The sequence below is a fragment of the Streptomyces sp. NPDC048295 genome (assembly GCF_040652135.1).
Taxonomy (GTDB): domain Bacteria; phylum Actinomycetota; class Actinomycetes; order Streptomycetales; family Streptomycetaceae; genus Streptomyces.
In genome coordinates this window covers 198,532-225,104 of record NZ_JBEZLL010000004.1, presented here as the reverse complement: position 1 = coordinate 225,104, position 26,573 = coordinate 198,532, and the positions used below count along the sequence as shown (strand labels likewise).

Annotated in this window: 24 protein-coding genes and 1 tRNA gene; 10 read left to right on the top strand and 15 right to left on the bottom strand. The window is 70.9% G+C overall.

The window, feature by feature from the left end:
* Positions 1-58 precede the first annotated feature (58 nt).
* From AB0D53_RS07645 to AB0D53_RS07610, 8 genes are all read right to left on the bottom strand, one after another.
* Positions 59-1,708: a long-chain fatty acid--CoA ligase gene (locus tag AB0D53_RS07645; protein ID WP_362441551.1), complete on the bottom strand. Its 1,650-nt coding sequence runs from the start codon at positions 1,706-1,708 to the stop codon at positions 59-61.
* Between the two features lie 144 nt (positions 1,709-1,852).
* Positions 1,853-2,524, bottom strand: coding sequence for a SigE family RNA polymerase sigma factor (locus AB0D53_RS07640; protein ID WP_362441548.1), 672 nt, complete (start codon positions 2,522-2,524; stop codon positions 1,853-1,855).
* Positions 2,525-2,705: 181 nt separating this feature from the next.
* On the bottom strand, positions 2,706-3,872 hold the full coding sequence (locus AB0D53_RS07635) for a lipid-transfer protein (protein ID WP_362441545.1): 1,167 nt from the start codon (positions 3,870-3,872) through the stop codon (positions 2,706-2,708).
* Positions 3,869-4,264 carry a MaoC family dehydratase gene (locus tag AB0D53_RS07630; RefSeq protein ID WP_362442003.1) on the bottom strand — a complete coding sequence of 132 codons (396 nt, stop codon included), beginning with the start codon at positions 4,262-4,264 and terminating at the stop codon, positions 3,869-3,871. Before AB0D53_RS07630 ends, AB0D53_RS07635 begins: the two co-directional genes overlap by 4 nt.
* A gap of 2 nt (positions 4,265-4,266) precedes the next feature.
* On the bottom strand, positions 4,267-5,301 hold the full coding sequence (locus AB0D53_RS07625; protein WP_362441542.1) for an acyl-CoA dehydrogenase family protein: 1,035 nt from the start codon (positions 5,299-5,301) through the stop codon (positions 4,267-4,269).
* A gap of 1 nt (position 5,302) precedes the next feature.
* Positions 5,303-6,265, bottom strand: coding sequence for an OB-fold domain-containing protein (locus tag AB0D53_RS07620; RefSeq protein WP_362441539.1), 963 nt, complete (start codon positions 6,263-6,265; stop codon positions 5,303-5,305).
* Between the two features lie 50 nt (positions 6,266-6,315).
* The gene (locus AB0D53_RS07615; RefSeq protein WP_362441536.1) at positions 6,316-7,527 is read right to left on the bottom strand and encodes an acyl-CoA dehydrogenase family protein; all 1,212 of its coding nucleotides are present in this window, start codon (positions 7,525-7,527) and stop codon (positions 6,316-6,318) included.
* A 218-nt stretch (positions 7,528-7,745) separates the two neighbouring features.
* Complete coding sequence (locus AB0D53_RS07610; RefSeq protein ID WP_362441533.1) at positions 7,746-8,057, bottom strand: hypothetical protein; 312 nt, start codon at positions 8,055-8,057, stop codon at positions 7,746-7,748.
* 323 nt (positions 8,058-8,380) lie between these two features.
* Here AB0D53_RS07610 and AB0D53_RS07605 point away from each other — a divergent pair, with 323 nt between their 5' ends.
* Positions 8,381-9,295 carry a bifunctional DNA primase/polymerase gene (locus AB0D53_RS07605; protein WP_362441530.1) on the top strand — a complete coding sequence of 305 codons (915 nt, stop codon included), beginning with the start codon at positions 8,381-8,383 and terminating at the stop codon, positions 9,293-9,295.
* Here the strand turns inward: AB0D53_RS07605 and AB0D53_RS07600 are convergent.
* From AB0D53_RS07600 to AB0D53_RS07580, 5 genes are all read right to left on the bottom strand, one after another.
* A complete protein-coding gene (locus AB0D53_RS07600) occupies positions 9,292-10,881 on the bottom strand; it encodes an ABC transporter substrate-binding protein (RefSeq protein ID WP_362441527.1) in 1,590 nt (529 codons plus the stop codon). The genes AB0D53_RS07605 and AB0D53_RS07600 overlap by 4 nt on opposite strands.
* A gap of 667 nt (positions 10,882-11,548) precedes the next feature.
* Positions 11,549-12,346 carry a DUF5707 domain-containing protein gene (locus tag AB0D53_RS07595; RefSeq protein ID WP_362441524.1) on the bottom strand — a complete coding sequence of 266 codons (798 nt, stop codon included), beginning with the start codon at positions 12,344-12,346 and terminating at the stop codon, positions 11,549-11,551.
* A 410-nt stretch (positions 12,347-12,756) separates the two neighbouring features.
* Positions 12,757-12,957 (bottom strand): hypothetical protein, encoded by a 201-nt coding sequence (locus AB0D53_RS07590; RefSeq protein ID WP_362441521.1) that lies wholly within the window; start codon positions 12,955-12,957, stop codon positions 12,757-12,759.
* Between the two features lie 158 nt (positions 12,958-13,115).
* Positions 13,116-13,202, bottom strand: a tRNA-Ser gene (locus tag AB0D53_RS07585).
* Between the two features lie 125 nt (positions 13,203-13,327).
* Positions 13,328-14,815: a trypsin-like peptidase domain-containing protein gene (locus AB0D53_RS07580; protein ID WP_362441518.1), complete on the bottom strand. Its 1,488-nt coding sequence runs from the start codon at positions 14,813-14,815 to the stop codon at positions 13,328-13,330.
* 279 nt (positions 14,816-15,094) lie between these two features.
* On the opposite strand from AB0D53_RS07580, the gene AB0D53_RS07575 reads away from it, so the two are divergent.
* The 3 genes from AB0D53_RS07575 to AB0D53_RS07565 all read left to right on the top strand — a co-directional run bounded on the left by AB0D53_RS07575 (position 15,095) and on the right by AB0D53_RS07565 (position 17,878).
* The gene (locus AB0D53_RS07575; protein WP_362441515.1) at positions 15,095-15,928 is read left to right on the top strand and encodes a glycerophosphodiester phosphodiesterase; all 834 of its coding nucleotides are present in this window, start codon (positions 15,095-15,097) and stop codon (positions 15,926-15,928) included.
* Positions 15,929-15,981: 53 nt separating this feature from the next.
* Positions 15,982-16,662 (top strand): ATP-binding protein, encoded by a 681-nt coding sequence (locus AB0D53_RS07570; protein WP_362441512.1) that lies wholly within the window; start codon positions 15,982-15,984, stop codon positions 16,660-16,662.
* 250 nt (positions 16,663-16,912) lie between these two features.
* Positions 16,913-17,878 carry a DUF5926 family protein gene (locus tag AB0D53_RS07565; protein ID WP_362441509.1) on the top strand — a complete coding sequence of 322 codons (966 nt, stop codon included), beginning with the start codon at positions 16,913-16,915 and terminating at the stop codon, positions 17,876-17,878.
* A 769-nt stretch (positions 17,879-18,647) separates the two neighbouring features.
* On the opposite strand, the gene AB0D53_RS07560 is transcribed toward AB0D53_RS07565, so the two are convergent.
* Positions 18,648-19,370, bottom strand: coding sequence for a bifunctional DNA primase/polymerase (locus AB0D53_RS07560; RefSeq protein WP_362441507.1), 723 nt, complete (start codon positions 19,368-19,370; stop codon positions 18,648-18,650).
* Positions 19,371-20,001: 631 nt separating this feature from the next.
* Between AB0D53_RS07560 and AB0D53_RS07555 the strand changes: the two genes are divergently transcribed.
* On the top strand, positions 20,002-21,372 hold the full coding sequence (locus AB0D53_RS07555) for a PP2C family protein-serine/threonine phosphatase (protein WP_362441504.1): 1,371 nt from the start codon (positions 20,002-20,004) through the stop codon (positions 21,370-21,372).
* Between the two features lie 111 nt (positions 21,373-21,483).
* On the top strand, positions 21,484-22,947 hold the full coding sequence (locus tag AB0D53_RS07550) for an aminopeptidase P family protein (RefSeq protein ID WP_362441501.1): 1,464 nt from the start codon (positions 21,484-21,486) through the stop codon (positions 22,945-22,947).
* Between the two features lie 27 nt (positions 22,948-22,974).
* Here the strand turns inward: AB0D53_RS07550 and AB0D53_RS07545 are convergent, their stop codons facing one another.
* Positions 22,975-23,511, bottom strand: coding sequence for an ATP-binding protein (locus AB0D53_RS07545; RefSeq protein ID WP_362441498.1), 537 nt, complete (start codon positions 23,509-23,511; stop codon positions 22,975-22,977).
* A gap of 212 nt (positions 23,512-23,723) precedes the next feature.
* Here AB0D53_RS07545 and AB0D53_RS07540 point away from each other — a divergent pair, with 212 nt between their 5' ends.
* From AB0D53_RS07540 to AB0D53_RS07525, 4 genes are all read left to right on the top strand, one after another.
* Entirely contained in the window at positions 23,724-24,527 is an 804-nt protein-coding gene (locus tag AB0D53_RS07540) for a hypothetical protein (RefSeq protein WP_362441495.1), read from the top strand.
* A 149-nt stretch (positions 24,528-24,676) separates the two neighbouring features.
* A complete protein-coding gene (locus AB0D53_RS07535; protein WP_362441493.1) occupies positions 24,677-25,414 on the top strand; it encodes a YcnI family protein in 738 nt (245 codons plus the stop codon).
* Positions 25,415-25,459: 45 nt separating this feature from the next.
* The gene (locus AB0D53_RS07530) at positions 25,460-26,113 is read left to right on the top strand and encodes an SCO family protein (protein ID WP_362441491.1); all 654 of its coding nucleotides are present in this window, start codon (positions 25,460-25,462) and stop codon (positions 26,111-26,113) included.
* Positions 26,110-26,559 carry a copper chaperone PCu(A)C gene (locus tag AB0D53_RS07525; RefSeq protein WP_362441488.1) on the top strand — a complete coding sequence of 150 codons (450 nt, stop codon included), beginning with the start codon at positions 26,110-26,112 and terminating at the stop codon, positions 26,557-26,559. The genes AB0D53_RS07530 and AB0D53_RS07525 overlap by 4 nt, the downstream gene beginning before the upstream one ends.
* Positions 26,560-26,573: the final 14 nt, after the last annotated feature.

Below are 26,573 nucleotides of genomic sequence, written 5' to 3'. Positions count from 1 at the left end.
GAGGAGGGCGGTACGGGACGACTCCCGTACCGCCCTCCTCGTTCCCACCGGCCCCGGTTCAGAGCCGGGTGATGTCCAGCTCGCCCTCCGCGTACTGCCTGCGGATCACCTTCTTGTCGAACTTGCCGACGCTGGTCTTCGGCACGGCCGCGATGACCGTCCAGCGCTCCGGCAGCTGCCACTTGGCGATGCCGGACGTGGCGAGGAAGTCCTTCAGCGCCTCGTAGTCGGCGCTCGTACCGTCCTTGAGGACCACGGTCGCCAGCGGGCGCTCGCCCCACTTCTCGTCCGGGACGGCGACGACCGCCGCCTCGGCCACATCGGGGTGCGCCATCAGGGCGTTCTCCAGTTCGACGCTGGAGATCCACTCCCCGCCGGACTTGATGACGTCCTTGGCCCGGTCGGTGAGCGTGAGGAAGCCGTCCTCGCTGATCACACCGACGTCACCGGTCTTCAGCCAGCCGTCCTCGCTGAACTTGTCCTCGGGGCGCAGGGTCTCGCCGTCCCTGCCTCCGTAATAGGACCCGGCGATCCAGGGGCCGCGCACCTCCAGCTCACCGGCCGACTCGTTGTCCCACGGCAGGTGCTCGCCGCCGGGGCCGACCAGCCGCGCCTCCACGCCGGCCGGGAAACGGCCCTGGGTGATGCGGTAGGGCCATCCCTCCTCCTCGGTCAGTCCGGCGGGCGGGTGGGCGATGGTGCCGAGCGGCGAGGTCTCCGTCATGCCCCAGGCCTGGCAGAGCCGGACGCCGAGCTTGTCGTACGCCGCCATGAGGGAGGGCGGGCAGGCGGCGCCGCCGATGATGACGCGGGCCATGGAGCTGATGTCGCGCGGGTTGGCGGTGACCTCGGCGAGCAGTGCCTGCCAGATGGTGGGGACGGCGGCGGCGTGGGTCGGCCGCTCGCGCTCGATCATCTCGGCGAGCGGGGCGGGCTGCAGGAACCGGTCCGGCATGAGCATGCTGACACCGGACATGAACGCCGCGTGCGGCAGCCCCCAGGCGTTCACATGGAACTGGGGGACGACCACCAGCGTGGTGTCGTTGTCGGTCAAGGACATCGATTCGGCCATGGTGACCTGCATGGAGTGCAGGTAGATGGAGCGGTGGGAGTAGACGACGCCCTTGGGGTCGCCGGTGGTGCCGGAGGTGTAGCACATGACGGCGGCCCGGCGTTCGTCCAGTTCGGGCCAGTCGTAGTGGGCGGGCCCGCCGGCGATCAGCTCCTCGTACTCGTGCACCCGGGGCGTGGCCCCGTCGAGGAGCGAACGGTCGCCCGGACCGGTGACGATCACGTGCTCGACCGATGTCAGCCGGGGGAGGACCGGTGCGAGCAGCGGCAGCACGGAGCCGTTGACGATGAGGACCCTGTCGTCGGCGTGCCCGACGATCCAGGCCAGTTGCTCGGCCGGGAGGCGGAGGTTGAGCGTGTGGAGGACCGCGCCCATCGAGGGGATCGCGAGGTACGCCTCGACGTGCTCGGCGTTGTTCCACATGAGGGTGGCCACCCGCTGGTCGGCCTCGACACCCAGCTCGTCGCGGAGCGCGCCCGCGAGCCGCGTCGCCCGCCGGCCGATCTCGGCGAAGCTGCGCCGCTGCGGCTCGGATTCGCCGGTCCACGTCGTGACCTGCGACTTCCCGTGAATGGTCATCCCGTGCTTGAGGAGGCGGGTGACAGTCAGCGGTACGTCCTGCATGGTGCTCAGCACGGCGTCCTCCCGGTGGGCGCTACGCGGCAGTAAGGTTGGCCTGATTCTGCGCACATACCATGCGGTATGTCACTAGTTCCGGGGATACGAATCAGCCTCGGTCGGCAAAATCACGCCGGGTCGGCGTGGCCGGACCGCCGGGGGTCAGCGCACCGGAGCGAGCTCCGGGTCCTCCCTGAGCTTGCCGAGCGCCCGCGACACCGCGCTCTTCACCGTGCCGACGGAGACCCCGAGCACCTCGGCCGTCTGGGCCTCGCTCAGGTCCTCGTAGTAACGCAGGACGACCATCGCCCGCTGGCGGTCCGGCAGCTTCAGCACGGCACGCCACATCGCGTCGTGCAACGACTGCTGCTCGGCCGGATCGGGGCCGGGGACGGCCGCCTGCTCGGGCAGTTCGTCGCAGGCGAACTCGTCGACCTTGCGCTTGCGCCACTGCGAGGTCCGGGTGTTCAGCAGGGCCCGGCGGACATAGCCGTCGAGCGCCCGGTGGTCCTCGATCCGCTCCCAGGCGACATAGGTCTTGGTGAGCGCGGTCTGCAGCAGGTCCTCGGCATCGCTCGGGTTGGCGGTGAGCGAGCGCGCGGCGCGCAGCAGCACCGGCCCTCTGGCCCGGACGAAGGAGGAGAAGGACGGATACGGGTCGTACGGCGTCCGCGAGCCGTACGCGGGGCGCGCGCCGCGTGATCCGTGCTGGCCGGGTGAGCCGTGCCCCGTGGTGTGCAGGGTGTGCGACATGTGTCCCGGGTGCGGCGTGTGCGGCGCGTGTCCGGTGGTGGCGGCTCCCCCGGAGCTGCCCGTGCAGACTGGCGTGGTCATGGCTCCACGCTAGGAGCGGGCGCGGCTCCGGGGATCGGCCCCAGGTCCCGAAACCGCGTCCGCCTCAGGGTGTAGGGGTGGGGCCCGCTCCACCTCCTGTAGGTGGAGTCGTCGTCCTGGGGGCTCAGGGGCGCCCCTGACATGGCGCCCGGCCGGGGACGCCGCTCCCGGCCGGGCGCGCTCAGCCGTCGGTGCCGAGGATCAGACCCGAGGTGGGGACGCCGGTGCCCGCCGTGACCAGGGTCCTGGCCGCCCCGGGCACCTGGTTCACCGACGAGCCCCGGATCTGCCGGACCGCCTCCGCGATGCCGTTCATCCCGTGCAGATACGCCTCCCCCAGCTGGCCCCCGTGGGTGTTCAGGGGCAGCGCGTCCGCCTCGACGAAGCCGGCCGCCTCGCCCGGCGCGCAGAAGCCGAACTCCTCCAGCTGCATCAGGACGAACGGGGTGAAGTGGTCGTAGAGGATCCCCACGTCGATGTCGGAGGGGGCCAGGCCCGAGCTGCGCCAGAGCTGCCGGGCGACCACCCCCATCTCCGGCAGGCCGGTCAGGTCGTCACGGTAGAAGCTCGTCATCTGTTCCTGCGCCCGCCCGGCGCCCTGCGCGGCGGCCACGATCACGGCGGGCGTCCGCCGCAGGTCCCGGGCCCGCTCGGCGCTCGTGACGACGATCGCCTGTCCGCCGTCGGTCTCCTGGCAGCAGTCCAGCAGCCGCAGGGGTTCGACGATCCACCGCGACGCCGCGTGCTCGGCCAGGGTGATCGGCTTCCCGTAGAAGTACGCGGCGGGGTTCCGGGCGGCATGGCGCCGGTCGGTGACCGCGACATGGCCGAAGACGTCCGGCGTCAGCCCGTAGGCGTGCAGATAGCGCTGGGCCGCCATGGCGACCCAGGAGGCCGGGGTGAGCAGACCGAAGGGCAGGTTCCAGCCGAGCGCCGCGCCTTCCGCGGTGGGCTCCCGCTGCTGCACCCCGGAGCCGAATCTGCGCCCGGAGCGTTCGTTGAACGCGCGGTAGCAGACCACGACGTCGGCCACCCCGGCCGCCACGGCCAGGGCCGCCTGCTGGACGGTGGCACAGGCCGCCCCGCCGCCGTAGTGGACGCGGGAGAAGAACGACAGCTCGCCGATCCCGGCGGCCTGGGCGACGGTGATCTCCGGGCTGGTGTCCATGGTGAAGGTGACCAGGCCGTCCACGTCGGCGGGGGTCAGCCCGGCATCGTCGAGGGCGGCCCGCACCGCCTCGACGGCCAGTTTCAGCTCGCTGCGCCCGGAGTCCTTGGAGAACTCGGTCGCGCCGATGCCCACGACCGCCGCCCTGCCGCCGAGCGAATCGGCCCTGCGCACACTCATGCCGCCCCCTGCGAAACGCCCACGGTCACCGTGCCGGTGACATGCCGGCCCAGACCGTTGGACCCGACGACCTCCACCTCGGCCGTCCCGTCGTCCCCGACGGCGGTGACCGTGCCGCTCAGGACCATGGTGTCCCCGGGGTGGTTGGGCGCGCCCAGCCTGATCACGACCCTGCGGAGCACGGCCGAGGAGCCGAGGCGGTCGGTGACGTACCTCCCGACCAGGCCGTTGGTCGTCAGGATGTTCATGAAGATGTCCGGGGAGCCCTTCTCCCGGGCGAGCTCCGCGTCATGGTGCACGTCCTGGTAGTCCCGGGAGGCGATCGCGCCCGCCACGATCAGGGTGCGGGTCACCTCGATCTCCAGCGGCGCCAGCTCGTCACCGGCCTTCACCTTCACTCCGTTTCCTCCTTCACCAGCGACTCACCGAGTTCCTGGAGCACTTCGCCGCCGCAGCCCAGATAGGCGTCGAGCTGCCGGCCCCAGAGGAAGTGACGGTGCACGGGGTGGTCGAGGTCCGCGCCGGTGCCGCCGTGCAGATGCTGTCCGGTGTGCACCACCCGCTTCCCCGCCTCCGACGCCCACCAGGCCGCGGTGAGCGCCTGGGGCCCGTACGGCAGCCCCGTGTCATGGCGCCAGGCCGCCTCGTACGCGGTGACCCGGATCGCCTCGGTGTCCATGTGGGCGTCGGCGGCGCGCAGCAGGACGCCCTGCTTGGTGGAGAGCGGGCGCCCGAACTGCTCGCGGGTGTTCGCGTGGGCGACGGCGCGGGCCAGCGAGCCGGCGCACACCCCGGCCTGGAGCCCGGCGAACGCCGTCCGCCCCGCGGCCAGCACCGCCTCGTACGCGCCGGCGCCGCCGAGCCGCTCCCCGGGCGCCCCGTCCAGGACCAGCCGCGCCGCCGACCACGGCGCCGTGGTCTCCACCGGCTCGGTCAGCACACCGGGGCCGGCGGTCCGGACGATCCACAGCCGCCGTTCCCGGTCCGGGACGAGGACGAGGTCCGCGTCCCTCAGCCATGGCACGTACGGCACACCGCCGCTCAGCCGCCCGGCGTCGTCGGCCCGTATCCCGCCGCGGGCCGGAAAGGCCCCGGTGGCGACGGCGGTGCCGTCCCTCAACGGCGGCAGCAGCCGCTCCCGCTGTTCGTCCGTGCCGTGCCCGGCGACGGCCAGCAGCCCGTACAGGCAGCTCGCCGCGAACGGCACCTGCGCCGTCGTGCGCCCCTGCTCCTCCAGCAGGAGCACCAGACCGAGCAGCCCGGTCTCCTCGACGGCCGCGGTCAGCCCGGCCGCGCAGAGCTCCTTCCACAGCTCGGCGTCCGTCCCCGTGCCGGCCACGGCCAGCCGTTCGGGCGTCGACAGATCGCCGAAGATCCGCGCCGCGAGCCCCTGCGCCGCGGCCTGCTCCTCGGTGGGTGCGAAATCCATCTCAGCCCTCGCCTCCCCGGAAGACCGGAAGCTCCAACTCGTCGTCCGTACGCAGGAATTCCAGCCGCACCGGCATGCCTGTCCGGACCTTGTCGCACGGCACGCCGATGACGTTGCTGACCATCCGCACCCCCTCCGTCAGCTCGATCAGCGCCACTGCGTAGGGCCCGCCCGCGCCGTCGGCGCCGAAGGCGGGGAAGGGCGGGTGGTGCATCACCACATGGCTGAAGACGGTGCCCTCGCCGCTCGCCTCGACCGTGTCCCACTCCTGGCAGCCGCACGCGTTGCAGCCGGGCAGCCAGGGGAAGCGCAGCGTGGCGCAGTCGCCGCAGCGCTGGATCAGCAGCCGGTGCTCGGCGACGCCCTGCCAGAACCCGGCGTTGTCCCGGTTGATCACCGGCCTCGGGCGCAGCTTCCGGCCGCCGTCGCGCGCCGCCCGTTTCGGCGCCGCCGGGGCGTACTTGAGGATCCGGAAGCGGTGCGTCCCGGCGAGTTCCCCGTCCGCCCGGACATCCATGCGGGTGGTGACGAAATAGCCCGTGCCGAGCTTGGTGGTCTTGCGCTCCGATACGGATTCGATGACCGCGTCGAACGTGATCCGGTCCCCGGGCCGCAGCGGCCGCAGGTACTCCTGCTCGCAGTCGGTGGCGACCACCGAGGTGCAGCCCGCGCCGTCGAGCAGGCCGAAGAGTTCCTCGTACGCCGCGGAGCGGTCGGTGTGCCCCGACAGGCCGCCCATCGTCCACGCCTGGAGCATCGTCGGCGGGGCGATCGCCTCCGGCCCCGAGTACGCCGGGTTCGTGTCCCCCATCGCCTCGCACCAGTGTCTGATCATCGGCTCGTTGACCGGGTCCTTGCCGGTGCCCGCGGTGGCGGCCGCCCGCCCCTCGAACGCCTTGAGCCGCCCGTACAGCCCGTCCGGCTCCCCGGACGCCTGCCGCCGCTCCTCGGGTATCTGTCGCACCTCCGACGCCTCCCGCCCCTCGGGCCCTTTCCGCCCCTCCCGCACGGCCGTCACCGCCTGCCCCTCTTCATGCCGAGCCGCATCGTCGCGACGATCTCCCGCTGCACCTCGCTGACCCCGCCCCCGAAGGTGTTGATCTGCGCCGCCCGGTTCATCCGCTCCAGCTCCCCGTCCCCGAAGCAGCCGGGCGAACCGCCCCGGACCAGGGCCGCCTCCCCGGTGATCTCCTGGCACATCCGGTACACCTCGACGGCGCTCTCGGTCCCCGCGAACTTCACCCCGCTCGCCTCGCCCGGGGCCGGCGAACCCGCCCCGACATCCCCCACCAGGCGCCAGTTGAGCAGGCGCGTCGCCGCCAGCCGGGCATGCGCCTCGGCCAGCCGGGCGCGCACCCACGGCTCGTCGGCCGGGCGACCGCCCGTCACGGGGTCGGGGGTGCGGGCGTGGGCGAGGGCCGCGTCGTAGAAGTCCTCGGCCTGCATCCCGATCGCGGCGAGGGCCACCCGTTCGTGGTTCAGCTGGTTGGTGATCAGCCCCCAGCCGCCGTTCTCCGGACCCACCAGGTTGGTGGCGGGCACCCGGATCCCGTCGTAGTACGTGGCCGTCGTCGTGAGCCCGCCCACGGTCTCGATCGGCGTCCAGGAGAAGCCGGGGGCCTCGGTCGGGACGAGGACGATCGAGATGCCCTGATGCTTGGGCGCGTCCGGGTCCGTACGGCAGGCGAGCCAGATCCAGTCCGCGTTCTGGGCGTTGCTGGTGAAGATCTTCTGCCCGTCGATCACCCAGTGACCGCCGCCCTCGCCGCCATCCGGGCCCCGGGTGCCCCCGCTCTCCCGCACCGCCCTGGTGCGCATCGAGGCGAGATCCGTACCGGCCTCGGGTTCGCTGTAGCCGATGGCGAAGACGAGCTCGCCGCTGAGGATCCTGGGCAGGAAGTACGCCTTCTGTTCGTCGGTCCCGTACTTCATGAGCGTCGGGCCGACGGTGTTGAGGGTGACCATCGAGACGGGTGCGCCCGCCCGGTACGCCTCGTCGAAGAAGATGAACTGCTCGTCGGCACCGCGTCCCCGGCCGCCGTACTCGACGGGCCAGCCGAGCCCGAGCATCCCGTCGGCGCCGATCCTGCGCAGCACGCGCCGTTGCACGGCCGGATCCCCGTCCCCCGGGGCCGTGCCCGCCTCCCTCCCGGGCACCACCTCGCGGAAATACGTGCGGAGTTCGGCGCGCAGCTGTCGCTGGCGTTCCGTCTGGGCGAGGTGCACGGCGGCTGCCTCCCGGACACGGGGCTTACGGATCAGGATTTCTGACTGTCCGTCAGATACGGATCCCTGTCAAGGTCACCGACGCCCGGCCACATCCCCGCCCCCACACCTCCCGCAACGCGAAACGGCCCGCGCGAGGGCACCGAATGCCCTTGCGCGGACCGCTGTTCCCGCCGACCCTGGCCCGGCCCCCCGACCGGCCCATGACCGGCCACGGCTCACCAGAGGTTGGTGAAGTTCACCGCGACGTTGTCGCTGTGCTGGTCGATCACCGTGAACGCCGAGCCGTTCACCTGCGCGGAGTTGCTCTGGTTCGACGCCCCGGAGCCGGCGGCCTGCTGCTGGGACGTGGACGAGTTGCCGGTGTTGTTGCCGCCGACACCGCTGCCGACGACCGTCGCAACGGCCGCGTTCGATCCGTCGTTCGCGTACGAGCCGTTGTCGGCCTGGGCCACACCGCCGAAGAGCGCGGCGGCGAGGGGCAGGGCGGCAACAGCGGCGAGAGCGCGAGCGGTACGGATGCTTGCCATGTCAATTCCTCCAGGAACCGGAAGTACGGCTTGTCCGAGGCAGTTGGCCGACCGCCCCGGTGTTGGTCACGACGTCGCGAGACCAGAGTTGCCCGCCGATTCCCCGGTGAACCACCCGTGCGACCCGATTCCCCCGCAGGCGTGAGGAAGCGCCGGTAAACCTCTGCGCTCCCCAGAAGCCCCAGCTCACGCCCCGTACGCCCCCCGCACGGGACCGCCCGGCCACCCGAGCCCCCCACCGAGAGGGAAGAAGCGTTCCGGCACCCGGCCCGCCCGGACCACGCCCCCTTCCCCTTTTCGAACACCTGAACGAAAATGGAACCATGGCCATCACCGACCGGCGGACCGCCACCCTGGCCCTCGCCCACGCGCTCTCCGCAGCCGAGCGCGGGCTCCCCGTCATCCCGCTGACCGCCCGCAAGCTCCCCGCGCTGCCCTCTCCGCACCGGGACGACAAACACCGGTCCACCTGCCGGGGCGCGTGCGGCCTTCCCGGTCACGGCGTCCACGACGCCACCACCGACCCGGCCGCCGTACGTGCTCTCTTCGCCGCCGCCCCCTGGGCCACCGGCTACGGCATCGCCTGCGGGCGCCCCCCGCACCACCTCATCGGCATCGACCTGGACATCGACGCCGGCGGCAGCGACGACTCCGCCGCAGCGCTCCGGCGGCTGGCCCTGCACCACCTGTTCACGATCCCGCCGACCGTCGTGGTCCTCACCCCCAGCGGAGGGCGGCACATCTGGCTGACCGGCCCGCCCGGCGTCCCCGTACCGAACTCCGCGAGCCGCCTCGCTCCCGGAATCGACATCCGCGGCACCGGCGGCTATCTGGTGGGCCCCGGCTCGGTCACCGCGCACGGCCGCTACCGGGTCGCCCCGGGCACCGCCCACCTGCCTCCGGCGCCCTGCCCCCGCGCTCTCCTGCGCCTGCTCCTGCCTCCCGCGCGTCGCCCGGTCCGCCCGGGCCGGCCCGACCGGGGCCGCGGTCTGGTCCGCTTCGTGCTCGCGGCACGCGAGGGCGAGCGCAACGCCCGGCTCTTCTGGGCGGCCTGCCGCGCCTACGAACACGGCTACGGCGACGCCCTGGCCGACGCCCTCGCCCACGCCGCCGTCCGCACCGGCCTCACCGAGCACGAGGCGCGCGCCACGATCGCGTCGGCCGCCCGTCTCACCACAGCCGCACCGGACGAGCCCGGCGGCCCGCCCGGCAGCCCGTCCGGCGGATCAAGCCCCTAGCCGGCGGTGCTGAGTTCCCAGAACCGGAAGACGGTCGAGGTGTCCAGACAGTTCTGCAGACCCCGGACGTTGTCCTTGGCGACCGCGTACTGCTTGCCCTGCCAGAGCGGCAGGAGCGGCAGCTGACGCGCCACGATGTCCTGGAGCTTGATGAACGGCGTCCGGGTGTTCGAGCGGTCGGTCATGGACGAGGTCTGCGGGATGATCTGCTTGATGATGTCGTGGTTCTCGTAATTGTTCGACAGGACATTGCCCTCGCCGAAGAACGGCTGGGTGAAGTTGTCGGGGTCGGGATAGTCCGGCACCCATCCCTTCACGTAGACGCCGTACTTGCCCTCCGAGATGCCCTTCTCGTATTCGTTGAAGGGGACGGACCTCATGCTGGCGTCGAAGAGCCCGCTCTCGTTCAACTGGTCCGCGATGGTCTGGAGTTCGTCATCGGTGGCGGGGCCGTACCGGCTCGGCGTGGACCAGAGGGTGATGCGGACCTTGTCGGTGATTCCGGATTCCCTCAGGACTTCCTTCGCCTTCTGCGGCTGCGGGCTGTCCCCGTACGTATTGAAGAAGGAGTTGCCGTGCCCGGTGATGCCGACCGGGACGATCGAGTAGAGCGGAGTCGCCGTGGACTGGTAGACCTTGCTGACCAGGGCGTACCGGTCGATGAGGTAGGCCATCGCCTTGCGCACGGCGAGCTTGCCGACCACCGGGTCGGAAACGTTGAAGACCATGTGCTGGACTTCCGCGCTGCTGCCCTGGACGACGTCGAGGCCGTCCTTCTCGGCGGTGGGCGAGGTGTCCAGGGCGGCTATCGTCTTCGCGGTGAGACCGCGGTACGCGATATCGACGTCGCCCTTCTCCAGAGCGGTCTTGAGCGCCTGCTGGTCACCCTGGAAAAGCTTCATCGTCACACCGGAGTTCTTCACCTCGGCGGTGCCGTGATAGCCGGAATAGACCGAGAATTCGGCCTCCGACTTGTCTATGGAGTCCAGCTTATAAGGACCGGAGCCGACCGTTTTTCCGCCCTTGAGCAGACTGTCCTTGGGGTACACCCGGCGGTCCACGATGGAGCCGGCACCCGATGCGATCTTGCTGGGAAACGTCGCGTCGGGCACCTTGAGCCGGAACACGACGGTCTTGTCGTCCGGGGTGCTGATCGACGAGATGGTGGAGAGCAGCGGCGCGGGGCCCGCCGGGTCGTTGATCTTGATCGCCCGGTCGAAGGAGTACTTGACGTCCGCCGAGGTGAGGCTGTGGCCGTTGCTGAACTTCAGCCCGTCGCGCAGGGTGCAGGTATAGGTCTTGCTGCCGTCCGAGAATCCGCACTCGTCGGCGGCCTCCGGCACCGGTATGGAACCCCCGGGCGGGAAGCTCATCAGCGACTGGAAGACGTTGTTGAACAGCAGCCAGGAGCCCGGGTCGTACCCCGCGGCCGGATCCGTCGCCAGGATGCCGTCGGACATCCCGACGACCATCGTGTCCTTGCTCTCGAACGGCCAGATCTGGTCCTCGGAGCCGCAACCCGCCAACAGCACCGCCGCCAGTCCCCCGCAGATCAAGGTGGCCGACCGCTTCGTACGAACCTTCACAGAACGTGCCTCATACTCTCGGCCGGGAACGTGGGGGCCCCCGGACAACCGGATCAGGTCAGGAACAACTGCGAACGTCGCGGCCGTCCAGCACTGTCAGCCCGGCCGTGCGCGGTGGTGCGGTCCGACAGCCTGCCTGGACATGGTGTTCACCAGGGTTCTTCGTAGTGACGGACTACCAAATGGCAGTTGATGATCGATGGAGCGCAAATCATGATCGGTCTCGTGGTGCTTTGACAATCTAGTAGGAGGGGCCACCACGTGGTGCCACATCCCGCGACAAAAATCGTCACCCACAGCCCGTGTCACCGGCGTAAATGGCTGGTATCGATCCATGCCGATCGACCGGCCGTACCGGCCGTCACTACTGCACCGCTGGTCAGCGAACACCCCCCGGATAAACGGGACTTGGGTCACACCCGCTCGGGGCCCCCGATCTTCCCCAGTCCGTCCGGAACAGTGCGTACCGCAGCGCCACCCATACACGGACAACGCGCAGCGCAACGACCCTCGACCGGCATTCCGGTCGGGGGCGTTCATCTGCGGTGCGTGGTGGGAGTGGTCCTCCTGGACGATCTGGAGGCCAACGGAAACGCCCCTTCGCGGAAACGCCGAAGGGCCCGGTCTGCCGGGCCCTTCGGTTCTCTCGCCACCGCGCGCTGCGGGACTACTTCACGTCGACGAAGTCACCGGTGGCGTTGACGGCGGGAGTCGAGGCCGTACCGGCGAAGCTCCAGCGCCAGTAGCCGTCCTCCACCGCCTTGACCGTGGTCCTCAGCGTTCCGGTGCTGGACCCCTTCACCGTTTTGACGGTGGTGTATGCGCTGCTGTTCTTCTTCCGGAACTGGAGTCCGACCGACTGGGACGCGTAGCCCGCGTACTTACGGGTGTCCCAGTTGGCCCGGTCCAGCTTGCCCGTGACCGTGATGGTGCCGCCCTTCTTCACGGGCTCCGGGGAGGCGTTGACCGTCAGCCGCGACAGCCGCTGGAACCTGACCGAGGAGAACGTGTCCCTCTCCGTGAAGCTCCCGTCCTTGCCCCATGCGCCCGCGTAGACCCGCCAGTTCGTGGCGTTGGTGTTCCACAGGTATCCGGGATCGACCGTGATGGTGAGGGTGCAGATCGAGGTCGTGGCGTTCGCCGCCTTGCACTTGGCCCTCTCCGCGTCCGGGTGGAACCCGAAGCCATACAGGTTCGGGTTGCTGTCACGGCCCCGCCAGACGTAGGAAAGAGCGTCGTCGATACCCGAGGAGTGGGACGCGGTGACGGAGACCGTCACCTTCTTGGTGGCAGTGGTACCGAGCACGATCGGCTTTCCACCGTTGACAACGACCTTGCTGATCACCGGGTCGGCGTTCGCCCGCGTCAGCGCGGAGGAAGGGCTGCTCGCCTGAGAGACCGGCACGGCGAGGGCGGACAGGGCCAGGGCGCCGGAGACGGCGGCAACAGTGGCACGAACACGCATTTGTTCCCCAACTCTGCTCTGTGGGTCTGCTGACCCGACAGACCAGACCTGGGGCGAACGTGAAAGGTTGCACACGAAGTGAAATCTTCGCGAAGATCGATTCGAGACGGCCGGCACCCCGTTCCGCCCCGTGAGCCGGACCGACGGTCCCCGGCAGGCTCCGCCGCCCGCGACGGATCCGCCGAGTGCTTGCCGTACCGCTCCGCTCGGCACCGTGCGGGGGTCGGCAGAGGCCACCTCACCCGCATGCCCGGCCGCGGCTTCAGGACATGCCTCCGGCGAGGGCGCCCGGACTCCCGGATGGACGGGTCACCGTTCGCGGGTGCCGGACGGAGCGTGGCGAGCGTTGCGGAGCCGGGGAAAGCGGTGGGTCGAGGGGGCCTGCGTCCGGTGTCGACGACGTGGAGGGGCTAGCCGTCGACGGGCTCCGCGTACTCAAGGACGTGTTCGAGCCGCCCCCTGCCGAGTCCCCCGCTCTCCAGCTGCTCGGTCTCGACACAGGTGACATCGCCCGCGGTGAACACCCCGGTCACCCGGAAGCAGAAGTCGTGCTGCGGAGCATCCGGGAAGCGACGAGCCCGGACGGAGCCGACCTGTGGCTGTGCGGTCATGCGGTCAGTATGTCCACCGCCTCTCCACGAGCGTGCCCCGCCCGTGCCCGACGGACCGGGGAGTCACGGGGAGTCGCGGGGAGTCGCGGCCACCGGCGGGCAACGTGCATGGCGAAGGCCCCCGGCCGATGTTGCTGGTCGGGGGCCTTCAACCTGGGCGGTGGGTGTGGGATTTGAACCCACGGTGACATCGCTGCCACGACGGTTTTCAAGACCGTTCCCTTAGGCCGCTCGGGCAACCCACCCCTGCTCCGTCCACCTGTGACGGAGCGCCTACAGCGTACCGGTAGTCGGCCGTCGTCCGGATGCGCGGGAGGGCCCCGCGGGTGCGGGGCCCTCCCGGCACCGGGTGCTGTGGCCGATCGGCCGGTCAGTTGTCGCCGCTGCGCTCCCCGAGGGTGACCTCGGCCGTCGCCGTCCGGCCGTCGCGCTCGTAGGTCAGCGTCACGTGGTCGCCGGGCTTGTGGGTCCAGATCTCGCCGATCAGGGTCGGGCCGCTGTCGATCACGGTGTCGTTGAACTTCGTGATGACATCGCCCGCCCTGAGGCCCGCCCGGTCCGCGGGGCCGTCCTTCGACACGGCCTGCGTGCCGCCGGCGCCCCGGTCGGAGATGACCGCGCCGCCGGTCTTCTCGTCCATGGTGACCGTGGCGCCGATCACCGGGTAGACCGGCTTGCCGGTCTTGATCAGCTGCTGGGCGACGTTGGTCGCCTGGTTGATCGGGATCGCGAAGCCGAGGCCGATGGAGCCCGCCTGCGTCTGGCCGACACTGCTGCCGGTCGACTGGATGGCGGAGTTGATGCCGATGACCGCGCCGCGCGCATCGAGCAACGGACCGCCGGAGTTGCCCGGGTTGATCGAGGCGTCGGTCTGCAGGGCGCTCATGTACGAGTTGCTGCCGCCGGAACCGTCGCCGGAGGCGACCGGGCGGTTCTTCGCGCTGATGATGCCCGTGGTGACCGTGTTGGACAGGCCGAACGGGGCGCCGATCGCGATCGTGGAGTCACCGACCGCGACCTGGTCCGAATTGCCGAGGGCCAGCGGGGTGAGCCCCGACGGCGGGTTCTTCAGCTTCAGCACGGCGACGTCGTAGCCCTGCGCCCGGCCGACGACCTCGGCACCGTACTTCTTGCCGTCGGAGAACGTCGCCGTGAGCTGGCCGCTGTCCGCCGCGGAGGCCACCACGTGGTTGTTCGTGAGGATGTGGCCCTCCTTGTCGTACACGAAGCCGGTGCCCGTACCGCCCTCGCCGTCGCCGCCCTGCGCGTCGATCGTGACCACGCTGGGCAGCGCCTTGGCCGCCACGCCCGCGACCGTGCCGGGGTCGCGCTTGAGGTCCTGCGGGTTGACGGAGGCCGAGACCGTGGTCGAGCCGGAGGTGTTGCGGTCGGCCGCCCAGTAGCCGAGGGCGCCGCCGATGCCGCCGGCGACCAGCGCCGCGGCGGCCACCGCCGCCACCAGGCCGCCCATGCCCCGCTTGCGTCGCGGGGCGTCGGGACCGTACGGCTGGGGCGGGGGCGGGGCGCCCCAGACCGGACCGCCACCGCCGCCGCTCGCACCGTGGGAGGCGTACGCGGGCACTGCGGGGGGCGGCGGCCAGTTGGCCTCGGCGGCCGACTGGGGTCCGTGGGGCGCCTGGGGTGCGTGCGGAGTGTGCGGTGCGTGGGGAGGCGTCGCCGGGACGGAAGCCATGGGCGTGGTGGCCTGGGTCGTCGGTTCCTCCGCCGGGGCGGGGGCCGGCGCGGGCGCGCTCTCGGGAGACCCCTGAGGAGCGTCGGCCGGCACGGGAGGTACGGACGGAACGGACGGAGCGGCCTCGGCCGCAGTGCCCTCGTTGCCCTCGTTCTCTGTGCTCACAGCTCTTTACTCCTCGGTTCCACATCAATGTTCGGCAAGAGATCCGCTGTGCACGTGTCCGGTGACAGCTTTTCTCAAGGCCCGTCAGGCCACTGTAAGCAGGACCTGTGCATCCGCACACCAATCTTTACATCGGGCAAAACGATCCCCCGGTGCAAGACGCACCGCAGTACGCGGCGCAGTACGCGGCGCGGGGGCGGCACACGCACGGCGCAGGGGTACGCGGATCCGTCCCGCGACGAGTGCACAGTGGCCGCCCGGCGGTGACACGATGAATCGGTGACCCACGCACGACAGCAATCCACGCACCGTCCCGCCCAGGTCGTCGCACACCGGGGCGCCTCCGACGACGCCCCCGAGCACACCCTGGCCGCGTACCGGAAAGCGATCGAGGACGGCGCCGACGCCCTGGAGTGCGACGTACGGCTCACCGCCGACGGCCACCTCGTATGCGTACACGACCGCCGGGTGAACCGCACCTCCAACGGCCGCGGCGCCGTCTCCGCCCTGGAGCTCTCCGCGCTCGCCGCCCTCGACTTCGGCTCCTGGAAGGACCGCGAGGAGTCGGAGTCCCCGGACTGGGATCCGGTGCCGGGGGAGCTCACCTCCGTACTCACCCTGGAACGGCTGCTCGAACTCGTCGTCGAGACCCGGGCCGCCGGGCGCCCGCTCCAGCTGGCCATCGAGACCAAGCACCCCACCCGCTGGGCGGGCCAGGTGGAGGAGCGGCTGCTGCATCTGCTCAAACAGTTCGAGCTCGACGCCCCGCCGGCCGGCGGCCCGTCCCCGGTACGCATCATGAGCTTCTCGGCGCGCTCCCTGCACCGCGTCCAGGCAGCGGCCCCCACCCTGCCCACCGTGTATCTGATGCAGTTCGTCTCGCCACGGCTGCGCGACGGGCGGCTGCCGGCCGGGTCGCGGATCGCGGGGCCAGGGATGCGGATCGTACGCAACCACCCCGGATACATCGAACGGCTGCACCGCGCGGGGCACCGCGTCCATGTCTGGACGGTGAACGAACCGGAGGACGTCCAGCTCTGCGTCGATCTGGGGGTCGAAGCAATCATCACGAACCGCCCGAAACAGGTTCTGTCACAACTGGGACGCTCTTAACATCAGTTACACGGAGTGCACCGGCGCATTCGAACCGTATTCGATCGTTACGAGTGCGTCACCGGCAGTCCACTGGCCGGTTTCCGGTCCAGTCCAGGAGGGCATCCACTCCGTGGCGTGGGGCAAAGGAGGTCTCGGGGGTGGCGTTGGTGGTGGCACAGGAAGTGCCCACGTCGTCGAGCATGGCCGTTCCCCATGGCCCTGCGGGCGTGGGCCAGGCGCGGCACCGGATGCGCGAGCAGTTGCGCAGCCACGGGGTGTCGGATTCGGTCGTCGACGATGCTGTACTGATTCTTTCCGAACTGCTCAGCAACGCCTGCCGGCACGGCAGGCCGCTGGGCCGGCACACCGATGTGGGTGACGGCGACGTCCGCGCCGCATGGCGGGTCGACAGAAAGGGCGGGCTGACCGTCGAAGTGACGGACGGCGGCGGGCCGACCCGTCCGGTTCCGGCCACACCGTCGGTGACGGCGCGCGGCGGTCGCGGGCTCAACATCATCAACGCGCTCGCCGACGAGTGGGGCGTACGCGACAGCTCGTCCGGTGAAGTGACCGTCTGGGTCCTCGTCAACGAGGGGCACGGGACGGTGTCCGGGGTGCCGGGCAGACCAGCCTCACCGGCCGTTTCGAGATCGGCCGTTTCGAGATCGTCCGTGTCCGGGGCGGGCTTGTCCGGGGCGGGCGTGTCGCTCGACGGGCTCGGCTTCGCAGACGCCTTCGACGACGTGGGCTGACCTTCCGGCACGGACACCGGCAGCGGTGGCGGTGGCGGTGGTGGTGGCGGGATGACGGTCACGGTCACGGCATCGTCGGGGCATCGGGCATCTGCCATCAGCCTCGCCGGGGCATCGGGGCTTGTTCGCGCGGAACGGTGCGTTCCGCACTCCGTACCACCGGACGTGCGGGCGCATGTGTCCCACACGCGACAGGGGCGGCTAGGCTCGCGGCCCAGACCGCACTGTCGCAAACGGGAGAAAGCCCACCATGGCCAAGAAGCGCCCTCAGACCAAGGCCGGGAAGCAGCAACTCAAGGACGGCGAGATCCCGGTGGTCGGGGCTCGCGAGCCCTGCCCGTGCGGTTCGGGCCGCCGCTACAAGGCCTGCCACGGCCGCGCCGCCGCCCAGGCCGTGACCGAGCTCGTCCACCGCCCCTTCGAGGGTCTGGCCGGCGAGTGCGACTGGGTCGCGCTGCGCGAACTGGTGCCCGCCGCCACGGTCGAGCTGACGCTGAAGGGCGGGCTGCCCGAGGGCGTGCCCTCGGTGACGCTCGCGACCGTCCTGCCGATGGCCTGGCCGGCGCTGCGCCGCGACGACGGTTCGGTGCTGCTCGCCCTGCAGAACGACACCCCCTCCGGTGACCTCAGCCGGGACCTCGCGGACATCCTGCGGCGGGCGCTGGAAGCGGATCCCGGTTCGCCGGTGGCGGCGCAGCGTGTGCCGGCCGACGCTCCGCGGCTGCAGGACGTGCTCGACCCCGGCGCGGCGTTCGAGCCCGTCGTCCACTCCGGCTTCGAGTTCTGGGTCCCGGACGCGGAGAACGCCGCGCCCGAGGTGTCCGCCTCCCTGGAGCGCGCGAACGAGGCGGCGATCCCGACGACGCGGCTCACCGGTGTGGACGCCGCCTACTGGTGCGAGACCCCGGAGAAGAACCACCTGCGCTGGGTCATGCCGCACGCCGAGGAGCAGCTCCTGGACGCGCTCGCCCGGCTGCACGCCGCCGGCACCTCCTCGCTGGGCGAAGGCACCAGGCTGGTCGGCTCCTTCCGGGCGCACGGGCTGATGGTCCCGGTCTGGGACCTGCCGAGCGGGATGGGTGCCGAGGAGTGCGAAAAGCCCGCGGCCGAATTCGCGGAGCGGCTGGCCGGGGCGCTCGCCTCGGACGCACCGCTCACCGCGGAGGAACGGCGGGCGCGCGGCGGTCTCACCAACCGCCAGGTGACACTCAGCTGACAGTGACAACCCCCGGGCCCATCGGACCCATCGGGTGACTCGCGTCACAACTCGCAGTACTCGCAGGTAAATCCCTGTCCGAATACGCGAGATCGAATTTGCGAACGGCAGATCTCTTGTTACCGTTCTAGAAGCCCGGTCGCTGGTGCATCCCCCGTCGCCAGCGATCGGGCATCCTCATTTCCGGATACGGCGCACAGCGCGCAACGCGGCGCACGAGCCCGCGCACGAGCCCCTCGCCGGTACGCCCCCGCCTCATCGGGCACTGCGGGCCCATGACCGTCCCGCCGCCACCGGCACCCTGGCACGCACTCCGACCACCACCGGAGCCCCGACACCCGCCGCGTCGGCGAGCCGGGGCGGGACCCGACCGGCCCCGGACAGATGCCGGGACCCGGAAGATCTCCACGGAATATCCCGCCCTGAACTCACTCGAATGCATATTCGATAAATCGCCCCCGGGTGCTCCGGAAAGGCCACCAGAAAGCCTTCCGCCGCCGGACTTTGCAGCGGCAGGCTTTGCATTGCGCGAGATGGACCGGGATCGCACAAGGATCACATCCGGATCACCGCCGAAGCCCGGACCCGCCACCCGGATAACGAACTCCGGATATCGATCACCCGGCCAATCGCGTGAGCCCGTCCGTCGACTTCGCATGCGTTTCTGACGGTCCGCCGGAGATTCCGACGGAATGCGGGACCGGACGGCTCGCCCCATTGCTCCGATGGCGGGCACGCCGCGCGCCCGCCATCGCCCACCACCGTCCCGTCAATACGCCAGCCGGCTGCCGCCGTCCGGGGCGCCGCTGCTCGCCTCGACCAGCGCGTCCAGCACCACGCCCACGTCCGGCAGCCACGGCGCGGCGGCTGCCGCGGCCGGGCCGCCTCCGCGCGGACGCGGCCCGGGTTCCGGCGAAGGAGCCCGCTCCCAGCGCACCTGCCCCGCCCCCACCTCGGACGGCGGAAGGACGAGATAGCCGCCCTCGCCGTGGAAACGCAGCGAACTGGGCACCCAGTCCTGGGCGTACAGCAGCTCACCGAGCCGTTCGAGGTCGTACGGGGCGACCAGCAGGGACCACCGGGTGGGCGTCGCCACCACGGGTCCGAGCCGTACGCCCATCCGGTCCAGCTCGACGAGCGCCCGGGCAGCGGCCACGGCCGGCAGGCTCAGCGCGCACGGGGCGCGCCCACCGGTGGCCAGGAGGATCGGAGCGGTGGGCCGGTTGGCCCACCACCAGCGCACCATGCGCTCGTCGGTGGTCGCCGCGAGGAGACCGGGATCGAAGGGGTGTGCGCCGGGCACGGCGCACTCGGGATCGGGACAGGCGCAGCCACGGCCGCGGCCCCCGCGGCCTCCGGCCGCCTCCGATCCCACTCCGGGAAGCACGGGCCACTGCCATGCGGTGGCACAGGTCAGGGCCGCGTCGAGCCGGGCGGGCCTTCCCCTGCGCCGGAACCGGAGCCTGCGTCGCCTTCCGAGGATCTCGCGCATGAGCGCTCGTTCCTTTCCGTTGAACGCCGAGGGTCCACATCACACCACGTGTGAGTTGCTGTACGTGTGCATCACTTCACTGTGCGTACATGCTCTTCAAGTCTGCGGTACGGGTGGGTCGTCGGTACCGAGCATGGGCCTGGCCGGGTCGAGCGGTGCGAGACGGGTCCGGACGAGCGGGTCCGGACCAGCATGGCGAGGAGCGGCGCAGAGATCGCGCCTGCTGTCCCGAGGTGCAAACCCCGCCACTCGGGGGTGGGGGCGTGGCCGTCACAAGAGAGGACGTCCGGGCCGTCTGCCGGGTTCCAGGGCGATCAGAACTGCCCCTGGCCTTCATCGATTACGTACCCAGCATGCCCGAGATGACGCTCTCTCCAGGACTTCACCCCGAGAACACCCCCTGGCGAGCACGCCCAGTCGACCGCAAATACCCGTCGCAGGGTGCAATTTTTGGCCAACTTGACGGTCTCTTGGACACCATATTTACCGTGGGGACAATGCTGGACATCGCCTCACTTGTGCGTGTACATGTGGTGCACGTGTACATGCGGATGCACTGATAGCGGCGCAGAATGACATGGGGGTTTGCGATGCTATTCGACAGAAAGCACTGGTCGGAAAGCCGACGACCATGAGCGCCCCACACCTGCCGAAAGTGGCTGGAATCAATCCCACAGTTCCGGTTTCAGATCACACTGCCGGGTCCCTGCCCGAAGTGGCGTCCGCCCCGGGAGCCTTCATCCAGGACCGGCTCGCCGGCTGGGTCTCCGACCTCACCACGCTGCACGAGCTCACCGAGCGGCTGGCCGGAACCGGCACGCTCGACGACGCGCTCCATGAGTTCCTGGACGCCGGGGCCACCCTGGTCGGCGCCCGCCGCGGCCTTGTCGTCCTCGAACCGTCCGACCGCCGCGGCCCCGTCAGCACCACCGGCCTCGGGCTCGCCCACGCCGAACTCGGACTGATCGAGACGGTGCCGCGTACCGCCACCTCCTACGGCCGGATCCTGGAAGGGCTCCCGGACACCGAAGGCGCGCTGACCACCCCCGACCTGCCCGGCGACACCGGCCTGGACCCCCGCCGCCGCGAAGTCGCCGCCCGGCTCGGATACGCCGCCAGCTACGCCGTACCGATCACCGCCGAGGCGACCGGCAGGCTCGGCGCCGCCGTCTGGCTGTACGACGAACCCGCCGAACCACTGGAACGCCAGCGCCATCTCGCCGGCCTCTACACCGGGTACGCCGGTGAACACCTGGCCAGGCTGCTGGAGCTGGAGCGGGCCAGGGCCGATGTCGCCACCATCACGGAGGAGCTGCTGCCCAGCCGGCTGCCCCGGGTCGCCGGTGTACAGCTGGCCGCCCGCCACCGCCGGGCGCCGCGGGGCGGCGGCGACTGGTACGACGCGCTGGCGCTGCCGGAGGGGGCGCTCGGTCTCGCCGTGGGTTCGGTGAACGGCTCCGGGCCGAGCGCCCTGGCCGCCATGGGACGGCTGCGGGCCGGGCTACGGGCGTACGCGGTGATGGAGGGCGAGGACCCGGTCGCCGTGCTCTCCGATCTGGAACTGCTGCTGCGGCTCACCGAACCGGCCCGCACGGCGACCGCGCTGTTCGCCTACTGCGAGCCGGCCGAGCGCAAGATCCTGCTGGCCGGCGCGGGCCACACGCCGCCGCTCCTGATCGGCGACCGGCGGACCGAGTTCGTCGAGACCTCGGTCTCCGCGCCGCTGGGCATGCTCGCCTGCTGGGAGGCGCCCAGCGTGGAGATCACCCCGGCGCCCGGCGAGACCGTACTGCTCTGCACCGACGGACTGCTGCGCCGTACCGGCGACTCGACGGACCGGGCGTTCGCCCGGCTCCACTCCGCGGCCGCCTCCGTGCCCAAGGCGATGCGCCAGGACGCCGGAGCCGTGGCCGACCATGTGCTGCGCACCGTCCTGCCGGACGGACTCGACCGCGGCGAGGACGCGGAGGACGTGGTCGTCCTGGCCGCGCGTTTCGACTGACGCCCCGCGCGATTCCCGGGCCCGGCCGTGTAACAGGTCTTCCGGCCCTGTGCCCCCTTCCGTACGCCCGTACGATGGACGGGGTCCAGTGTCGTATCAAGGAGACAAATCGTGGCTGAGGAGCTCACCCCGGAGAACCCGGAGACCGAGGAAGAAGAAACGGTCAAGCAGCGGAAGAACGGCCTGTACCCGGGCGTCTCCGATGAACTCGCCGCGAACATGAAGTCCGGTTGGGCCGATACCGAGCTGCACGGCCTCGAACCGATCGCCCAGGCCGCGCACACGGCCGCCCGCCGCGCCGCACTCTCCGCGCGCTTCCCCGGTGAGCGGCTGGTCATCCCCGCGGGCAACCTGAAGACCCGCTCCAATGACACCGAGTACGCCTTCCGCGCCTCCACCGAGTACGCGTACCTCACCGGCGACCAGACCCAGGACGGCGTCCTCGTCCTGGAGCCGGCCGAGGACGGTCACGAGGCGACCATCCACCTGCTGCCGCGCTCCAACCGCGAGAACGGCGAGTTCTGGCTCGACGGCCAGGGCGAGCTGTGGGTCGGCCGCCGCCACTCCCTCGCCGAGGCCGAGCAGCTGCTGGGCATCCCGGCGAAGGACGTGCGCGAGCTCCCCGCCGCGCTGACCGAGGCCACCGGCCCGGTCCGCAACGTCCGCGGCCACGACGCCGGCATCGAGGCCGCACTGACCGACAAGGTCACCGCGGAGCGCGACGAGGAGCTGCGCGTCTTCCTCTCCGAGGCCCGCCTGGTCAAGGACGCCTTCGAGATCGCCGAGCTGGAGAAGGCCTGCGACGCCACCGCGCGCGGCTTCGAGGACGTCGTGAAGGTCCTCGACAGGGCCGAGGCGACGAGCGAGCGCTACATCGAGGGCACCTTCTTCCTCCGTGCCCGCATCGAGGGCAACGACATCGGCTACGGCTCGATCTGCGCGGCCGGCCCGCACGCCACCACCCTGCACTGGGTGCGCAACGACGGCCCGGTCCGCTCCGGCGAGCTGCTGCTGCTCGACGCCGGCGTGGAGACCAACGACCTCTACACCGCCGACGTGACCCGCACCCTTCCGATCAACGGCACGTTCACGCCGCTCCAGCGGAAGATCTACGACGCCGTGTACGAGGCCCAGGAGGCGGGCATCGCCGCCGTCAGGCCCGGTGCCGACTACCGCGACTTCCACGACGCCGCGCAGCGGGTGCTCACCGAGAAGCTCGTCGAGTGGGGCCTGCTGGGCGACCTGTCCGTGGACAAGGTCCTGGAGCTGGGACTCCAGCGCCGCTGGACGCTGCACGGCACCGGTCACATGCTCGGCATGGACGTCCACGACTGCGCCGCCGCGCGCACCGAGACGTACGTCAACGGAACGCTGGAGCCCGGTGTCTGCCTCACGGTCGAGCCCGGTCTGTACTTCCAGACCGACGACCTGACCGTGCCCGAGGAGTACCGGGGCATCGGCGTCCGGATCGAGGACGACATCCTCGTCACCGAGGACGGCAACCGGAACCTCTCCGACAAGCTGCCGCGTCGGGCCGACGAGGTCGAGGAGTGGATGGCCCGGCTCAAGGGCTGATCCGCAACGCGCCGGAGGGCGCTCTGCTCAGGACACCATGAGCAGGGCGTCCTTCCGCCATTTCAGGACCTTGTCGAAGCTGACGACGGCACCGCTGCCGGGGCGGTTGCCGAAGTGCACATGGTCGGCGAGCTGCTCGATCAGACACAGACCCCGCCCGTCCTCGGCCGTGAGCGGCGGGTACTGCTGGGGTCCGTACTGCCGCGCCGCGGCGCGAAGGGGGCCCCGGGCGGGAAACCCGGGGCCCGAGTCGGCGACCTCGATACGGCATTTCTCGCCGTCCAGGTAGGCGGTGACCCGGTACTGCCCGGAGGCGGCCCCGGGCAGCTCGTCCCACACGTCCCACGGGTCCTGCGGAGCGCCCTGGTCGGCCCAGTCGTCCCCGGCCCTGTGGTCACCGCCGTGCTCGACGGCATTCGCACAGGCCTCGCTGAGCGCGAGCGACAGATCGAAGGAGATGTCCGGGTCCACGCCCGCGGTCTCCATGGTGCCCAGCAGAAAGCGGCGGGCGAGCGGAACGCTCGCAGCCTCGCGCCGCAGTTGGAGGGACCACCAGATGCTCATGCTCCAGCCTCCTGGCCGCGGCTCGACATACCGATACCTATTGCCGCCCGGCGCCACGAGTAAGCACAGACCGGATGTGAGACCGCTCATTCGGCGGATACCAGCTCTCCGTACACCCGTGTATGCCCGGCCCGGCGGCCCCCTCGGACGAATGGCGACCTTCCGGACCTGCCGTACCGGGCCCGGGGGCTCGGTGCGATGATGGCCCCGCCATGTCTATGCCTGTCGCACGCGCCGGAGCCGGTCTGCGGCTCCTGAGGGCCGCGGTGTTCACCGCGGTCTGCGTCGCGCTGTCCGCGGCAGGTCACTCCCTGGCCTCCTGCGCGGCCGTCCCCTGGTGGACCCTGCTCGCGGGATTCCTGGGAATGCTCGCGGTGGTGGCGCCGTTCGCCGGACGCGAGCGCTCGCTGCCGTCCATCGCCGCCGCACTGGCCGGCGGACAGATCGCCCTGCACGCCCTGTTCGGCATGGGTACGCACGGCACCCCGGTGAACACCGTGGCGGGCGACGACTCGTTGATCCGGTTCGCGGCGAGCCTCGTGTGCGGGGCCGGGCCGGCGCAGCTGAGCGCCGCCGAGGCACACCGCATCGTCACCACCGCGGGCATCGACCCGGCGTCGGTGACGGCCGGCGGCCACCACCACGTGGCCGCCGCGTCCGGCACGGATCCGGCCGCCCTCGCCGCCCTGCTGCCCGACCTGCCCATGCTGCTCGGCCACCTGCTGGCCGCGGCGGCCACCGGCTGGCTGCTGCGGCGCGGCGAGGTCGCCCTGTTCCGGCTGGTCCGGCTGTCCGCGCACGGCGCCCAGCAGATCGCGGCCGGGGCCCGGCTGCGCGCGCTGCGCGCGGCACTCGCTCTCGTCGCCGCCCTGCGCGCCGGGCTTCCCGGCAACCCGACGACCGGGCCGCGCACCCTCCGTACGGCGGTCGACGCCCCGCCCCCCGCCACCGGGGACCCCCTGCAGCACCAGGTGATCAGGCGCGGTCCGCCGGCCGCGTACGCGCTCGCGGCCTGACGCGACACCCTCCACCCGGCGTACGGATCACTCCGTGCGCAGCCCGGTCGGCACATGCACGCCGTTCGAGGGGAAGAGGTGTCGTGATGCCGGCGCGCACCCGCGCGCCGGACCACCTTTCCTTCGTGCTTCGTGGAGTGATCCCTGTCATGAACGTTTCCCGCATCGCCCTCGCCGGCGGCGTCGCCGCGTCCACCGTCCTGCTCCTCGCCGGTACGGCCTCCGCACACGTCAGCGTGCAGCCGCAGGGCGAGGCCGCCAAGGGCGGTTACGCCACCGTCAACTTCAAGGTCCCCAACGAGCGCGACAACGCCTCGACGACCAAGGTCGAGGTCAACTTCCCGACCGACCACCCGCTGGCCTCCGTCATGCCGCAGGCCGTACCCGGCTGGGACATCGAGGTCACCAAGAGCAAGCTCGCCAAGCCGATGGAGATGCACGGCCAGAAGATCAACGAGGCCGTCTCCAAGGTCACCTGGACCGCCACCGGCGACAAGGACGGGCGTGGCATCCGCCCCGGCGACTTCCAGCAGTTCCCGCTCTCCATCGGCCAGCTCCCCGAGGACGCCGACCAGCTGGTGTTCAAGGCCATCCAGACGTACGACAACAAGGAAGTCGTCCGCTGGATCGAGGAGCAGAAGGCCGGCGCCGAGGAGCCCGAGAGCCCGGCGCCCGTCCTCGCACTGACCGCGCCGGCCACCGGCGAGCACGGCTCGGCCGCCGACGCCAAGGGCGCCGGCGCCGAGGCGGCGGACAAGCAGACGACGGCCGCCGCGGACACGTCCTCCAGCGACACCACGGCCCGCGTCCTCGGCATCGTCGGCATCGTCATCGGCGTGGCCGGGGTGGCCTTCGGTGTTCTCGCCGGCCGCCGACGCACCGCGTGAACCACAGCTCCACCCGTCCCACCGACCCTCAGGAACCAGTGCTCCATGCCTAAGAAAACGGTGCTGGCCGCGGCGTTCGTCGCCGCGGCCGCGCTCACCCTGTCCGCCTGCGGCAGCAGCGACGACAGCGCCAAGAAGCCCATCGCCGACGTATCGGTCGAGGCGAAGACCAAGGCGGCGACTGTCCTGGACCAGCCGTTCACCAAGCCGGATCTCGTCCTCACCGACACCCACGGCAAGAAGTACGACCTCCGGGAGCAGACCAAGGGCAAGCCGACCCTGATCTACTTCGGCTACACCAACTGCCCCGATGTCTGTCCGCTCATCATGAGCAACATCGCCATCGCCAAGAAGTCGCTGCCCAAGGCCGACCAGGAGAAGCTCCAGGTCGTCTTCGTGACCACGGACCCCGAGCGGGACACCCCGTCCTCGCTCGGCAGCTGGCTCAAGTCCCAGGACCCCTCCTTCATAGGCCTCACCGGCGACTTCCCGGCCATCCAGGCGGGCGCACGCCAGATCGGCATCGGCATCGACGCTCCGAAGAAGGAGAAGGACGGCACGGTCGTCTCGATGCACGGGTCCCAGGTCATCGCGTTCTCCCCGAAGACCGACAAGGGCTACCTCGTCTACAGCGAGGACACCTCCCCCGACGACTACACCAAGGACCTCCCCAAGATCCTCAAGGGGGAGAACCCGTGAACCGCCGCACCACCCTCGCCGGCGCCGTCGTCCTCACCGCGGGACTGACGCTGGCGGGTTGCTCGTCCTCGGACAGCAAGCCGGAGCTGAAGGTGACCGGCGCTTTCATGCCGCAGCCCGTCAGCGACATGGCGGCCGGGTTCCTCGTCGTCAAGAACAGCGGCGGGGCGTCCGACCGGCTCACCTCCGTCACCAGCACGCTCTCCGACGACGTCACGATCCACGAGACGAAGAACCAGACGATGCGCATGGTGACGTCCTTCGACGTGCCCGCGGGCGGCGAGCTGGATCTGCGGCGCGGTGGGAACCACATCATGTTCATGAAACTCAAGCAGCGGCCCAAGCAGGGCGAGAAGGTGTCCCTGGAGCTGCACTTCGAGAAGGCCGACCCGATAAAGGTCGACCTTCCCGTGAAGGAGACCACCTACAACCCGAAGAAGCAGTGAGGGACTGACTCGTC